Genomic DNA, 12,361 nt, shown 5'->3' with positions numbered 1-12,361 from the left:
ACCCCCGCCGCCGGGCGCCGCGCCCGCCCGCCGGCCGCGCCGCGGCGGGGCAGCCGCGCCGCCGCCGCCAGCGGATCGGGCAGCCGCACCGGGTCGCTCACCAGCCACAGCGCCGGCAGGCCGGGCGGCGGGTTGAGCCGGCGCGCCGCCGCCTCTAGCGTCCGCATCGCATGGACCCCCTGCCCGCCGACCTCGCCGCGACCATCGCCGCCAACCTCGCCCGCCTGCGGGCGAGGATCGCCGAGGCCTGCGCCCGCGCCAACCGGCCGGCGGAGAGCGTCACGCTGGTCGCCGTCTCCAAGACCCAGCCGGTCGAGGCGGTGCGCGCCGCCCTCGCTGCCGGGCAGACGGTGTTCGGCGAGAACCGGGTGCAGGAGGCGGCGGCCAAGTTCCCGCCGCTGCGCGCCGCGCATCCCGGGCTGCGGCTGCACCTGATCGGCGCGCTGCAGACCAACAAGGCGCGCGAGGCGGTGCGCCTCGCCGACGCGATCGAGAGCCTCGACCGCCCCCGCCTCGCCGCCGCGCTGGCCGAGGCGATGCGCAAGGAGGGCCGCCGCCCGACCCTGCTGGTCGAGGTCAACACCGGCGACGAGCCGCAGAAGGCCGGCGTGCCGCGCGCCGAGGCCGAGGCCTTCCTGCGCGCCTGCCGCGAGGACTACGGGCTCGCGATCGCCGGCCTGATGTGCATCCCGCCCGCCGGCGAGGACCCGCGGCCGCATTTCGAATACCTCGCCGGGCTGGCGGCGAAGCACGGCCTGCCGATCCTCAGCATGGGCATGAGCGCCGACTTCGAGATCGCGATCGCCTGCGGGGCGACGCATGTGCGGATCGGCACCGCCCTGTTCGGGCCGCGCCCGCCGCTGCGGGCGGCGCGCTAGCGGGGTTTCCGCCCGGCCGCGCCGGCGGCGACGGCGCCGGCGCGTCGTTGCGCGGGCGCGCTGCCGGCCGGCGCCGGCGGGCGCGTCCGCCCCGGGCCCGGCGCCGCCCCGCGCCGCTTGACGCCCCCGCCCGCGCGCGGGAAACCGCGCCCGTCTTCACCACTCCACGGTCCGGCCCGCCATGCAGCGCGTCTTCTCCGGCATCCAGCCCTCCGGCGTGCCCACGCTCGGCAACTATCTCGGCGCCATCCGCAACTGGGTGCCGCTGCAGGAGGACCACGACTGCCTGTTCTGCGTGGTGGACATGCACGCCATCACCGTCTGGCAGGACCCGAAGCTGCTCGCGCAGCAGACGCGCGAGATGGCGGCGGCGCTGCTCGCCTGCGGGCTCGACCCGCGCAAGTGCGCCCTGTTCGTGCAGAGCCACGTGCGCGCCCACGCCCAGCTCGCCTGGATCTTCACCTGCGTGGCGCGCATCGGCTGGCTCAACCGCATGACGCAGTTCAAGGACAAGGCGGGCAAGGACCGCGAGGCCGCCTCGGCCGGGCTCTACGTCTATCCCTGCCTGATGGCGGCCGACATCCTCGCCTACCACGCGACCCGCGTGCCGGTCGGCGAGGACCAGAAGCAGCACCTCGAGCTCGCCAACGACATCGCGCAGAAGTTCAACCACGACTACGGCGTGGACTTCTTCCCCCAGATCGAGCCGCTGATCCAGGGCGTGGCGGCGCGGGTGATGTCCCTGCGCGACGGCACCAGGAAGATGTCGAAGTCCGATCCCTCGGACCAGTCGCGCATCAACCTCACCGACGATCCGGACACGATCGCGCTCAAGATCCGCCGCGCCAAGACCGATCCGCTGCCGCTGCCCGAGCATGTCTCCGGCCTCGAGGGGCGGCCGGAGGCGCGCAACCTGGTCGGCATCCTCGCCGCCATCACCGACACGCTGCCCGAGAACGTGCTGCGCGAGCACGGCGGCAAGGGCTTCGCCCAGTTCAAGGAGGTGCTGGCGGAGGCGCTGATCGCCCACCTCTCGCCGATCGCGGCCGAGATCCGGCGCCTGCTCGCCGACCCGCACGCGATCGACGCGGTGCTGCACGCGGGCGCCGAGCGCGCGCGGGCGATCGCCGACCCGATCGTGGCGCGCACGCAGGAGATCGTCGGCTTCCTGCCGGAACGCTGAGCCGGCGGCGGGCGGGGCCGGGCGCCGCCGCGCGGAACGGAACGCGCTACGCCGCCCCCGCGCCGAGCGCGGCGAGCAGCCGCGCGTGGCTGCGGATGCCGCGGCGCAGGCAGGCGAGCTCGAACTTCTCGTTCGGGCTGTGCACCTGGTCGTCGTCGAGCCCGAAGCCCATCAGGAGCGAATCGAGGCCGAGGATGCGGCGCAGGCTCTCCACCACCGGGATCGAGCCGCCGCTGCCGATGCGCACCGCGGGGCGGCCGAACTCCTCGGCGAGCGCGGCGGAGGCGGCGCGCACCCAGCGCGACTCCGCCGGCACCTCGATCCCCGGGCTCGCGCCGAGGACGCGGATCTCCGCCTTCGCGTCCGCCGGCAGGCGGGCGTCGAGGAAGGCGCGCAGCCCGGCGAGCACGCGCTGCGGGTCCTGGCCGGGGACGAGGCGGAAGGAGAGCTTGGCGTGCGCCTCGGCCGGGATCACGGTCTTGGCGCCGGGGCCCGTGTAGCCGCCCCAGAGGCCGTTGACGTCGGCGGTCGGCCGCGCCCAGAGCCGCTCGAGCGGCGCCCGCCCGCGCTCGCCCGCGGGCACCGAGAGCCCGACCTTGCCGAGGAAGGCCGCCTCGTCGAAGCCGAGCGCCTCCCACTCGCGCCGCTGTTCGGGGGAGAGCTCCGCCACGCCGTCGTAGAAGCCGGGGAGCCGGATGCGGCCGTCCTCGTCCTTCAGCTCGCCGAGCAGGCGCGCGAGCAGGTTGAGCGGGTTGAGCGCGCTGCCGCCGTAGAGGCCGGAATGCAGGTCGCGCGCCGGGCCGCGCAGGTCGATCTGGACATAGACGAGGCCGCGCAGCCGCGTGGTGATGGCCGGGGTGGCGATGTCCCACATGCCGGTGTCGCTGATCACCGCGACGTCGGCGCGCAGTTCGTCCCGATGCCGCTCGAGGAAGGGGTCGAGGTTCGGGCTGCCGACCTCCTCCTCGCCCTCGACCAGGATCGTGGCGCGCACCGGGATGGTGCCGGCGAGCGCATGGTGGGCGCGCAGCGCCTCGAGCCAGGTCATCACCTGGCCCTTGTCGTCCACCGCGCCGCGGGCGCGGATGCGCGGGCCGTGCGGGCCGTCCACCAGCGCCGGCTCGAAGGGCGGCGTGGTCCAGAGCTCGAGCGGCTCGGGCGGCTGCACGTCGTAGTGGCCGTAGTAGAGCAGGTGCGGCACGTCCGCCCGGCCGGGCCCGTCGTGGTGGGCGACGACGCAGGGATGCCCGGCGGTGGGCCGGACCTCGGCGCGGAAGCCGAGGGCGGCGAGCTCCCCGCGCAGCCACTCCGCGGCGCGGCGGCAGTCCGGCGCGTGCGCCGGCTGGGCGCTGACCGAGGGGATGCGCAGCCAGTCGAACAGCCGCGCGCGCGAGGCGTCGAGCGTGGCGTCGATGTGGGCGAGGAGGGCGTCGAGGGAGGCGGGCATCGGCGCTCGGGTCCGGCTGGGGGTGGAGCGGACCCCACTCTGGCCGCCGCGGCGCGGCGCGGGAAGGCCTTTCGGCGCGCCGGCCGCGCCGCGCCGTCAGCCGATCCGCTCCAGCAGCCCGAACCCCGCCAGCCGCCGGCAGAACGCCAGCGCCTCCGCGCCGCCCAGCTCCGCCGGCGTGGCGCCCTCCTCCAGCCGCTGCAGCCAGGCGAGCCGGGTCGCGTCCAGCGCCTCCGCCCCGCCGCCCCAGCGCAGCACCGAGCCGCCGTCGGCGAGCGGCACCAGGTGGTGGTGCATGGAATCGGCGAGGCGCAGCCGGTCGGCGGGACCGGGGGGCGGCGTCAGCAGGCCGCGCGCGGGCAGCGGCAGGCGCTCGGTCGCCAGCCGGTCGAGCAGGCGCAGTGCCAGGCGCTCCACCGCCGCCGGCGTCGCCAGCGCCGCGAGACGCCCCGCGAGCGCGGCGGCGAGGGCGGACGGTGCCTCCGGATCGGCGAGGCGCCAGCTCGGGAAGCCCTGGCGCAGCGCCGCGCCCTCCGCCGTGTCCGCCTCCAGCAGCGTGAGCAGCTCGCGCGCCGCCTCCGCCCAGGCCGGCTCGAACAGGCCGACGGTGACGTGCAGCGAGGCCTCCGCCACGCCCTGCGCCACCGCCGCGTCGTGCATCACGCCGCGCGGCAGGTAGAGCGCGTCGCCGGGCATCAGGGTGAGCGTCGCCGGCTCGCCCTCCGGCCGCACCGCGTCGCTGCCGGCCCAGGGGATGCGCCGCGTCGGGTGCGGCACCGGCTGGCCGGGCCAGATGCGCCAGCGCTTGGTGCCCTCCACCTGCAGCACGAGCACGTCGTGGGTGTCGTAGTGGAGGCGGAAGCCCTGGGCGCCGGGCGGGGTGAGGTAGATGTTGGCCTGCACCGGATGCAGGAACGCCCGCTCGAGGCCGCGGCAGAAGCGGGCGAGCGGCGCGTGCAGCTCGTGGAACTGCGACACCACCAGCGTGGCGCCGGCGTCGAAGCGCGCGAGCAGGCGCGGCAGGTCCACCCGGCCGTCCCCGTCGGCGTATTCGTGTTCCGGCACGGCGGCGCTGCCCTGGCGCGCGCTGTCGGCCATGGAGACGCGCGGGGCGCGCGCCGCGTCGGTGCGCAGGAAGGCGTCGAGGTCGGCGACCGAGAGCAGCGCGCGGAAGCGCGCCGGGTCGGCGCCGGGCAGGAGGCGCCAGGCGGCCGCCTCGCGCAGCGCGAAGCCCTCCTCGAGGGAGAGGGGGGCGAAGGCGAGGGCCCAGGCCTGCTCGGCGAGGGTGGCGGCGGAGGGAGGCGGCGTCGTCAGCGATAGGGTCCCCGGCCGCGGCCCGGCGCGTCGCCCGGGTCGCTGTCGCTGCGTCCGGTATAGGGTATCCCGCGCCCCGGCGCATCGCGCGGATCGGCATCGGAGTAGCCCGTGTAGGGGCGCCCGCGCCCCGGCGCGTCGCGCGGGTCGGCATCGGAATAGCCGGTGCGCGGTCGGCCGCGCCCGGGGGCGTCGTAGGGATCGCTGTCGGAGTGGCCGCTGTAGGGGCGCCCGCGCCCCGGCGCGTCGCGCGGGTCGGCATCGGAGTAGCCGGTGCGCGGGCGCCCGTAGCCGGGGGCGTCGTAGGGATCGCTGTCGGAATAGCCGCTCTGGGCCGCGGCGGCGGCAGGCGCCGCGGCGACGCCGCCGGCGCTCGCCAGCCGCAGCACGAACAAGCGGCGGCCGAGTCGCCGATCGCCTTTCCCCCCGGACATGCCTGCCGTCCCCGGATGGCCTCCTCAGTAGCCGCGCCAGCCGCGACCGGGTGCGTCGCGCGGGTCGGAATCGGTCAGCCTGCCGCGGCCGCGCCCCGGCGCGTCGCGCGGGTCGCTGTCGCTCACGCCGCGGTAGCCGCCGCGGCCATAGCCGGGGCCGTCGCTCGGGTCGCTGTCGGTGTAGCCGGTGCGGACGCGGTACACGCCGCCGCGGCCATAGCCGGGGCCGTCGCGGGGGTCGGCGTCCGTATAGCCGGTGCGCGGGCGATAGCCGCCGCGCCCCCGCCCCGGGGCGTCCGCCGGATCGGCGTCGGAATACCCGGTCGGCGGCGGGCGATAGACCACGCCGCCGCGCCCCTGCCCCGGCGCGTCGTAGGGATCGGCATCGGAGACGCGCGCCGGCGGCGGCGCGACCGGCACCGGCACCGGAACGCATCCGGGCAGGCCCGCCGCAACGCCGCCGAGGCCGGCCAGGCGCAACACCAGGAGCCGCCGGCCGGTCCTGCCCGGCGTGGGATCGTCCTCGGCCATCTCGGCGCGCTCCGCTCCTTGCTCTGCCGCGCCAGCATTCCGCACGATCAACGGTCACGCAAGGGCGATGGGCCGCGGCGGCGCGATTCCCGCGCGGCGGGCGCACTCCTCCAGCCGCGGCGGGATCGAGGGGTGCAGCGCCACGCCGCGCGCCAGCTGCTCCGCCCGCAGCGCGAGCGCCCGCGCCCCCGGCATGCGGGGCGGCGAGGCCGCGACCGCCGCCGGCGGGTTGGCCGCGACCGCCGCCGCCAGCCAGCCGGTCTCGCGGGTGAAGCCCGCGAGGCCGCCGCCGAAGCGCGCCGGATCGAGCACCAGCACCAGCACCGAGGCGCCCCACCCGGTCGGCGCGTCCGCCCGCCCGTGGCCGGCGAGGGCGGAGGTCAGCGCCTCGACCAGCAGGCCGAGGGCGAAGCCCTTGTGCCCCGCCTCCACCCCGCCGAGCGGGAGGATGCTGCCGGGCGGGTCGGCGAAGAACACGCCCGGGTCGCGGCTCGGCCGGCCGGCGGCGTCGAGCAGCGCGGGCGCGTCGAATTCCCGCCCTTCGGCGCGGCGGCGCGCGGTCATGGCATTGGTGGTGACGGCGGTGGAGACGTCCACCAGCGCCGCGCCGCCCTCCGGCAGCGGCCAGCCGGCGGCGATCGGGTTGGGCGTGATCAGCCGCCGCCGCCCGCCGAAGGGCGCGACCGAGGCCGTCGCCGGATCGGAGGAGGCGAGAATCAGCACCTGCCCGCGCGCGACGATGCGCGGCAGGTAGGCGGCGAGGCAGCCGATGTGGTGGCTGCGGCGGATCGCGACGGCGTAGAGGCCGGCCGCGCGCGCGCGCCCGGAGGCGAGGTCGGCGGCGCGCGTCACCAGCCACGGCCCGGGCAGCTTGCGGCCGTCCCAGGTCTGCCCGGCGGGCGCGTCGGCGAGGACCGCGGGTTCGCCCTCGCGCGCCATGTCGCCGGAGGCGAGCGCGTCGAGATAGGGGGGCAGGTGTGCGAGGCCGTGGGTGTCGTGGCCGAGCAGGTCGCCCTCGACGAGGATGTCCGCTACAGCCTCCGCCTTGTCGGGCGGCAGGCCGGCGGCGCCGAGGAGCGCGGCGGCGCAGCGGCGCAGTTCGGCGGCGTCGTAGCGGGCGCGGGGAGCGGAAGGGTCGGTCACGGCGCGGTCCTCCAGGGATGGCGCCGATATGCCGCGGATCGCGCGCGCCCGCAGCAGGCGCGCCGGGGCCGGCGACGGACGAGCCCTTGCGGCGCGCGCCGCGGCCGTGGGCAGCGTGCCGCGCCGCGGCCGGCCCGCCCACGCGCCAGTCGCGCCGCCGGGCGGGCGAGGGCGCGCCCGTGACCTGCTGGCCGGAGACCACGATCTGCAACGCGCCGCCGGGCGGGCGGGGGCGCGCCCCATCCGCGCTCCGGCCGAGCGGCGTTGCGCATCGGGGCGGCGCCGCGATACTCGCGCGCTCGTGGCCGCCGGCGCGGTCCGCCCCTTGCGGGGCGGCCGCGTCCCGCCACCCGTCGCCGGCCGCGGCCGGCGCGGCGCCCTCCCGCCCGTGCTCCCGCCAGGAGTTCCGATGCCGTCCTCCCGGGTGCTGCTGCTCGCGGTCTCGTTCGTGCTCGTGCTGGCGCCCTGGCTCCTCTGGCGCCTGCGCGCGGTGCGCGCCGTGGCGCCGCTCGCCGTCGTGCAGATCCTGGCCGGGGTGGCGCTCGGCCCCTCGCTGCTCGGGCGCGTCGCGCCGGAGCTGCATGCGGCGCTGTTCCCGCCCGCGGTGCTGGCGGCGCTGCAGGGTGTCGCGACCCTCGGCGTGCTGCTCTACGTCTTCGCCGCCGGCATGCACCTCGACCCCGCCGCGCTGCGCGCGCAGGGGCGGCGGCTTGCCGGGCCGGCGCTCGGCAGCTTCCTCGTCCCGCTCGCGCTCGGCGTGGGCCTCGGCGCCTGGATGGCGGAAGCGGTGCCGGGCGCGCCCGGGCCGCGCGGCGGCGCGCCGGGCTTCGCCGCCGCGATCGGCGCCTGCATCGCCTGCACCGCGCTGCCGGTGCTGGCCGCGATCCTGCGCGAGGCCGGCTGGACCGGCACCCGGCTCGGCCAGACCGCGCTGGCGCTGGCCGCCCTCAACGACGCCGCGCTCTGGCTGTTCCTGGCGACGGTCCTGGCGCTGACGGCGGGCAGCGGCGGCGGCGCGCTCGCCACGCTCGCCCTCGCCCTCGCCTGGGGCGGCGCGATGGCCTGGATCGCGCGCCCGCTGCTCGCGCGCCTCGCCGAGAAGGCCGACGCGGACGGCCGCATGCTGGTCGTCGGCGTGGCCTTCGCGCTGGCCTCGGCCGCCGCCGCCGAGGCGATCGAGATCGGCTACATCATCGGGGGCTTCGCCGCCGGCGCCGTCATGCCGCGGCGTTGCCGCGCCGCGCTGCTGGAGCGGCTGGAGCCGGTCGCGGCGACCGTGCTGCTGCCGTTCTTCTTCCTGTCCACCGGCCTGCGCGCGCTGATCGAGCCGGACTCGGCGGCGTTCCTCGCGGTCTTCGCGGCGGCGACCGCGGCGACGGTGGCGGGCAAGGTGGCCGGGGCCGCCCTGCCCGCCCGCGCCGCGGGGGAGGGCTGGCCCTTCGCCCTCGCGCTCGGGGCGCTGATGCAGGCCAAGGGCCTGATGGAGGTGGTGGTCCTGGCGGTGCTGCTCGACGCCGGCCTGATCGGCCCGACAGTGTTCTCCGCCCTGGTGGCGATGGCGATCGCCTGCACCGTCGCCGCCGCGCCGCTGGCGCGCCTGGCGCTCGCGCGCGGCGGCGTGGCGGAGGCCGGTGCGGGCGCGGCCGCGCCGCGCGGCGCCGGATAGGCGGCGGCCGCCCGCCGCGGGACGGCGGGCGGGGATGCCTGGCCCGGGGGGGGCTTCGCCGTTGCCCCGCCGCCGCGTCCGGCTGCTACGCTGCGGCCGGCGTGGCGCGCATCGCGTCCGGACAGGGAGACGCCTCGGCGGAAGAGCGTCCGGCCGGGCCGACGACACGCCGGGAGGAGCGAGGGACCGCATGATCCGCCGCAGGAGGATGCTCGGCACCACGGCGCTCGCCGCCGCCGGGGCGCTCGCGCCGCCGCCCGCCGCGCCGCGCCGCGCGCACGCGCAGGCCCCGCGCGCGACGCCCGGCTGGCCGGAACGGCCGATCCGCTTCGTCATCACCGCCCAGGTCGGCGGCGTCTCCGACATCTTCATCCGCATCTTCGAGAACCGCCTGCGCGAGCGGCTCGGCCAGCCGCTGTGGATAGACCCGCGGCCGGGCGCGGGCGGCTCGGTCGGCGGCGAGGCGATGGCGCGCGCGACCGACAACCACACGATCATGATCAACCACATCGCCTCGCACGGGATCGGGCCGACGCTGCACAAGGCGCGGCTCACCTTCGACCCGCTGCGCGACACGCCGGGCATCGCGCGCATCGCCGCGCTTCCCAACGTGCTCATCGTCAAGGGCGACGGGCCGGTGCGCGACCTCCAGGGCCTGGTCGCCTACATCAAGGCCAATCCGCGCCGGGCGAACTTCGCCTCGGCGGGCGCCGGGACCTCCTCGCACCTCTCGGGCGTGCTGTTCGGGCAGAAGATGGGGCTCGAGCTGACGCACGTGCCCTACCGCGGCACCGGCCCCTCGATGGCCGCGGTGCTGAACGGCGAGGTGCTGTTCGCCATCGACAACGCGCCGGCGAGCCGCCAGCACGTGCTGGCCGGACCGCTGCGCGCGCTCGGCGTCAGCACGGCGCGCCGCGCCTCCACCATGCCCGAGCTGCCGACGCTGCGGGAGCTCGGCGTGCCGGATTTCGACGTCTCCTCCTGGTACGGCATCGCCGGTCCCGCCTCCCTGCCGCGCCCGGTCGTGGCGCGGCTGGAGGAGGAGTTCCTGGGCTGCATGAACGACCCGGAGATCGCCCGCCGCTTCCGCGACTACGGCGCCGAGCCCTGGCCGCTCGGCACCGCCGACTACAACGCCTTCCTGCGCGCCGAGGTCGCGCGCTGGGCGGAGGTGATCCGCACCGCCGGGGTGACGGCCGACTGATGCGCGCCGGTGCGGGCGCCGGGCGCCGTCCGCCGCGCGGCGCGCCGGCGCGAAGGCGGACGCGCCGCCAAGCGCGGCGCGGGGCCGCGCCCGCCGCATCTTCGCCACGCTCCTGCCCTAGCCGGCCGGCATGACCGCCGCCGCCCTGCCGGCCCGCCGGGCCGTCTTCCTCCTGCTGGTCCTCGCCGTCCTCGCGGGGCTGGCCGCGCTCGCCGTCGCCGCGCTGGCGCCGGGCGGGTGGAGCGCGGCGGAGGTGGCGATCCTGCTCTGCTATCTCGGCGCCGCGCCGTGGTCGGCGCTCTCCACCGCCAACCCGCTGATCGGCTTCGCCCTCCGGATGGCGAGCCGCGATCCGGCGGGCGCCGTGCTGCCGGCGCTGCGGGCGGCGCGGCCGGCGGGCGCGCCGCGGCTCTCCACCGCGATCGCCGTCTGCGTGCGCGACGAGGACATGGCGCAGGTGCTGCCGCCGCTCGCGCGCCTGCTCGACGGGCTGGAGGCGGCCGGGGCGGGGCACCGCTTCGCCCTCTGGATCCTCTCCGACACCAGCGATCCCGCCCTCGCCGCGGCGGAAGAGGCCGCGGTCGCCGCCTTCGCCGCGGCGCGCGCCGGCCGGCCGGTCCCGGTGCGCTACCGGCGGCGGGCGGACAACGCCGGCTTCAAGGCCGGCAACGTCATGGACTTCCTCGACCGCCACGCCGCCGGCCACGACCTGTTCCTGGCGCTGGACGCCGACAGCGCGATGGCGCCGGCGACGGTGCTGCGCCTCGTCGCCTGCATGGAGGCCGATCCCGCGCTCGCCATCGTGCAGCCGCTGATCGCAGGGCGGCCGGCGCGCGCGGCCTTCCCGCGCCTCTTCCAGTTCAACATGCGCCAGGCGATGCGCGTCTGGGCCACCGGCCAGGCGTGGTGGCAGGGCGGGGAAGGCCCCTACTGGGGCCACAACGCGATCCTCCGCATCGAGCCCTTCCGCCGCCACTGCCGGCTCGCGCCGCTGCCCGGCGGCGCGCCGGTCCTCTCGCACGACCAGGTGGAGGCGACGCGCCTGCACGCCGCCGGCTGGAAGGTGTGCGTGCTGCCCGAGGACGAGGGCAGCCTCGAGGCGAACCCGCCCGCCATGCCGGAATTCCTCGCCCGCGACCGGCGCTGGGCGGCGGGCAACATGCAGTATCTCGCGCTGCTCCGGCAGCCGGGGCTCTCGGCAATGGCGCGCTGGCAGCTCGCCCAGGCGGTCCTGCTCTTCGCCGCCGCGCCGCTGTGGTGCCTGGCGCTGCTGCTCGCGGTGGCGAACGCGGCGGCCGGAGGCGGGGCGGGGACGCCGCCCGGGGCGCTCGCCCTCTTCCTGGGCGCGAGCCTCGCCGCCTACTACGCGGCGGAGCTCCTGGGCCACGCGGAGGTGCTGCTGAAGCCGGCGCTCGCCGCGCGCTACGGCGGGCGGGCGCGCTTCGCGCGCGGCGCAGCGGCGGCGATGCTGTTCGCGCTGCTGTTCCAGCCGGTGCGCCTCGTGCACCAGGCGCGCTTCCTGCTGCGGCTCGCGCTCGGCCGCGGCCGCGCCGGCTGGGCGCCGCAGAACCGGGCCGAGCGCGGCGTCGCCTGGAGCGACGCGGCGCGCCTGCTGTGGCCGGAGACGGCGCTCGGCCTCGCCCTGGCCGCGGCGCTGGCGGCGACCTCGTGGTCGGCGCTGCTGTTCGCGCTGCCCTTCCTCGCCGGGCTGGTGCTCGCCGTTCCGCTCTGCGTGCTGACCGCCGCCCCCGGCTTCTCCGCCTGGCTTGCGCGCCACCGCGTGGCGGCGACGCCGGAGGAGCTGGCGGCCGCCGCGGCGCCGGGCGGCGCGGCGGAGCCGGCGGCCGGGGCGGCGGAGGAAGCGGCGGAGCGGGCGCCGGCCTCGGCGGCGTGAGCGCGGCGCGCCTCAGCGCCGCGCCTCTCCCCCCGCCTCCGCCGCCGCGTCGCGGTCGAGCGCGGCGCGGAGCGCGGCGATGGTCTCGGGGCGCAGGCGCCGGATCTCGCGCGCGAGGCGGTTGGCGAACTCGGTCGCCTCCGGGCTGAGGCCCGCGGTGTCGAGCCGGACGCGCGGATGCGACAGGCGGGCGAGGCGCGCCATCTCCTCGGCGTCGTCCCAGATCAGGCCGAAGAACTCGTTCACCTGGTGGACGAGGCCGGGCGAGGGGCGCCCGCGCCGCCCGTGCTCGAGCGCGGAGAGGTAGGCCGGCGAGACCTGCAGCGCCGCGGCCAGCTCGCGCAGGGTGACGCCGCGCTGGGCGCGCAGCGCGCGCAGCCGGGCGCCGAAGGGCGTCATCGCCGCCCCTGCGCCGCCGCCGCGCGGCCGGCGCGGCGGCGCAGCAGGAGATGCACCGCCCCGCCGCGCGCCGCCTCCGGCTGCGCCGCGCCGAGCAGCAGGCGGCCGAGCTCCGGCGCCTCGAGCCAGTGCGGCAGCTCGCGCCGCAGCACCCCGCCCTCCGGCCCCGCGCCGCGGCCGGTGACGATGGCGACGCAGCGCAGCCCGTCCGCGCTCGCCGCGTGCAGGAAGGCGCGCACCGCGGCATGCGCCTCCGCCGCGCGCAGCC

General features: G+C 78.2%; 12 protein-coding genes. 5 read left to right on the top strand and 7 right to left on the bottom strand.

The genetic code is table 11. The features are described from left to right. Positions 1–170 precede the first annotated feature (170 nt). Both K1J50_RS17330 and trpS read left to right on the top strand, forming a co-directional pair. Complete coding sequence (locus tag K1J50_RS17330; protein WP_220119016.1) at positions 171–878, top strand: YggS family pyridoxal phosphate-dependent enzyme; 708 nt, start codon at positions 171–173, stop codon at positions 876–878. Positions 879–1,059: 181 nt separating this feature from the next. Next, complete coding sequence (trpS, locus tag K1J50_RS17325) at positions 1,060–2,061, top strand: tryptophan--tRNA ligase (RefSeq protein ID WP_220119015.1); 1,002 nt, start codon at positions 1,060–1,062, stop codon at positions 2,059–2,061. A 46-nt stretch (positions 2,062–2,107) separates the two neighbouring features. Here the strand turns inward: trpS and K1J50_RS17320 are convergent, their stop codons facing one another. The 5 genes from K1J50_RS17320 to K1J50_RS17310 form a co-directional block, all read right to left on the bottom strand. Continuing rightward, a complete protein-coding gene (locus tag K1J50_RS17320; RefSeq protein ID WP_220119014.1) occupies positions 2,108–3,508 on the bottom strand; it encodes a dipeptidase in 1,401 nt (466 codons plus the stop codon). Between the two features lie 96 nt (positions 3,509–3,604). After that, the gene (locus K1J50_RS19320; protein ID WP_369413637.1) at positions 3,605–4,606 is read right to left on the bottom strand and encodes a cupin domain-containing protein; all 1,002 of its coding nucleotides are present in this window, start codon (positions 4,604–4,606) and stop codon (positions 3,605–3,607) included. Positions 4,607–4,818: 212 nt separating this feature from the next. Beyond that, positions 4,819–5,256, bottom strand: coding sequence for a hypothetical protein (locus tag K1J50_RS19315; RefSeq protein ID WP_255575411.1), 438 nt, complete (start codon positions 5,254–5,256; stop codon positions 4,819–4,821). 24 nt (positions 5,257–5,280) lie between these two features. Then, a complete protein-coding gene (locus K1J50_RS19310) occupies positions 5,281–5,787 on the bottom strand; it encodes a hypothetical protein (protein WP_255575410.1) in 507 nt (168 codons plus the stop codon). A 54-nt stretch (positions 5,788–5,841) separates the two neighbouring features. Then, a complete protein-coding gene (locus K1J50_RS17310; RefSeq protein ID WP_220119012.1) occupies positions 5,842–6,930 on the bottom strand; it encodes an Ldh family oxidoreductase in 1,089 nt (362 codons plus the stop codon). A 409-nt stretch (positions 6,931–7,339) separates the two neighbouring features. Between K1J50_RS17310 and K1J50_RS17305 the strand changes: the two genes are divergently transcribed. From K1J50_RS17305 to mdoH, 3 genes are all read left to right on the top strand, one after another. Next, on the top strand, positions 7,340–8,596 hold the full coding sequence (locus K1J50_RS17305; RefSeq protein WP_220119011.1) for a cation:proton antiporter: 1,257 nt from the start codon (positions 7,340–7,342) through the stop codon (positions 8,594–8,596). 190 nt (positions 8,597–8,786) lie between these two features. Further along, a complete protein-coding gene (locus tag K1J50_RS17300; protein WP_220119010.1) occupies positions 8,787–9,800 on the top strand; it encodes a Bug family tripartite tricarboxylate transporter substrate binding protein in 1,014 nt (337 codons plus the stop codon). 130 nt (positions 9,801–9,930) lie between these two features. After that, positions 9,931–11,694, top strand: coding sequence for a glucans biosynthesis glucosyltransferase MdoH (gene mdoH, locus K1J50_RS17295; protein WP_220119009.1), 1,764 nt, complete (start codon positions 9,931–9,933; stop codon positions 11,692–11,694). Between the two features lie 12 nt (positions 11,695–11,706). Here the strand turns inward: mdoH and K1J50_RS17290 are convergent, their stop codons facing one another. Then, a complete protein-coding gene (locus K1J50_RS17290; protein ID WP_220119008.1) occupies positions 11,707–12,093 on the bottom strand; it encodes a helix-turn-helix domain-containing protein in 387 nt (128 codons plus the stop codon). Beyond that, positions 12,090–12,361, bottom strand: a 272-nt coding sequence (locus K1J50_RS17285; RefSeq protein WP_220119007.1) for a Smr/MutS family protein, incomplete at its 5' end; no start/stop codon positions are given. The genes K1J50_RS17285 and K1J50_RS17290, both read right to left, overlap by 4 nt.

The sequence above is a fragment of the Caldovatus aquaticus genome, assembly GCF_019458025.1.
Classification (GTDB): domain Bacteria; phylum Pseudomonadota; class Alphaproteobacteria; order Acetobacterales; family Acetobacteraceae; genus Caldovatus; species Caldovatus aquaticus.
The sequence above is the reverse complement of the archived record's forward strand: the minus strand, read 5'-3'. Positions and strand labels throughout refer to the sequence as shown.

Excerpts from the sequence above, each read along its gene's own strand:
- K1J50_RS17330 (WP_220119016.1), top strand. The coding sequence starts at position 171 with ATGGACCCCCTGCCCGCCGACCTCGCCGCGACCATCGCCGCCAACCTC.
- K1J50_RS17290 (WP_220119008.1), bottom strand. The coding sequence starts at position 12,093 with ATGACGCCCTTCGGCGCCCGGCTGCGCGCGCTGCGCGCCCAGCGCGGC.
- trpS (WP_220119015.1), top strand. The coding sequence starts at position 1,060 with ATGCAGCGCGTCTTCTCCGGCATCCAGCCCTCCGGCGTGCCCACGCTC.
- K1J50_RS19310 (WP_255575410.1), bottom strand. The coding sequence starts at position 5,787 with ATGGCCGAGGACGATCCCACGCCGGGCAGGACCGGCCGGCGGCTCCTG.
- K1J50_RS19315 (WP_255575411.1), bottom strand. The coding sequence starts at position 5,256 with ATGTCCGGGGGGAAAGGCGATCGGCGACTCGGCCGCCGCTTGTTCGTG.
- mdoH (WP_220119009.1), top strand. The coding sequence starts at position 9,931 with ATGACCGCCGCCGCCCTGCCGGCCCGCCGGGCCGTCTTCCTCCTGCTG.
- K1J50_RS19320 (WP_369413637.1), bottom strand. The coding sequence starts at position 4,606 with ATGGCCGACAGCGCGCGCCAGGGCAGCGCCGCCGTGCCGGAACACGAA.
- K1J50_RS17300 (WP_220119010.1), top strand. The coding sequence starts at position 8,787 with ATGATCCGCCGCAGGAGGATGCTCGGCACCACGGCGCTCGCCGCCGCC.
- K1J50_RS17320 (WP_220119014.1), bottom strand. The coding sequence starts at position 3,508 with ATGCCCGCCTCCCTCGACGCCCTCCTCGCCCACATCGACGCCACGCTC.
- K1J50_RS17305 (WP_220119011.1), top strand. The coding sequence starts at position 7,340 with ATGCCGTCCTCCCGGGTGCTGCTGCTCGCGGTCTCGTTCGTGCTCGTG.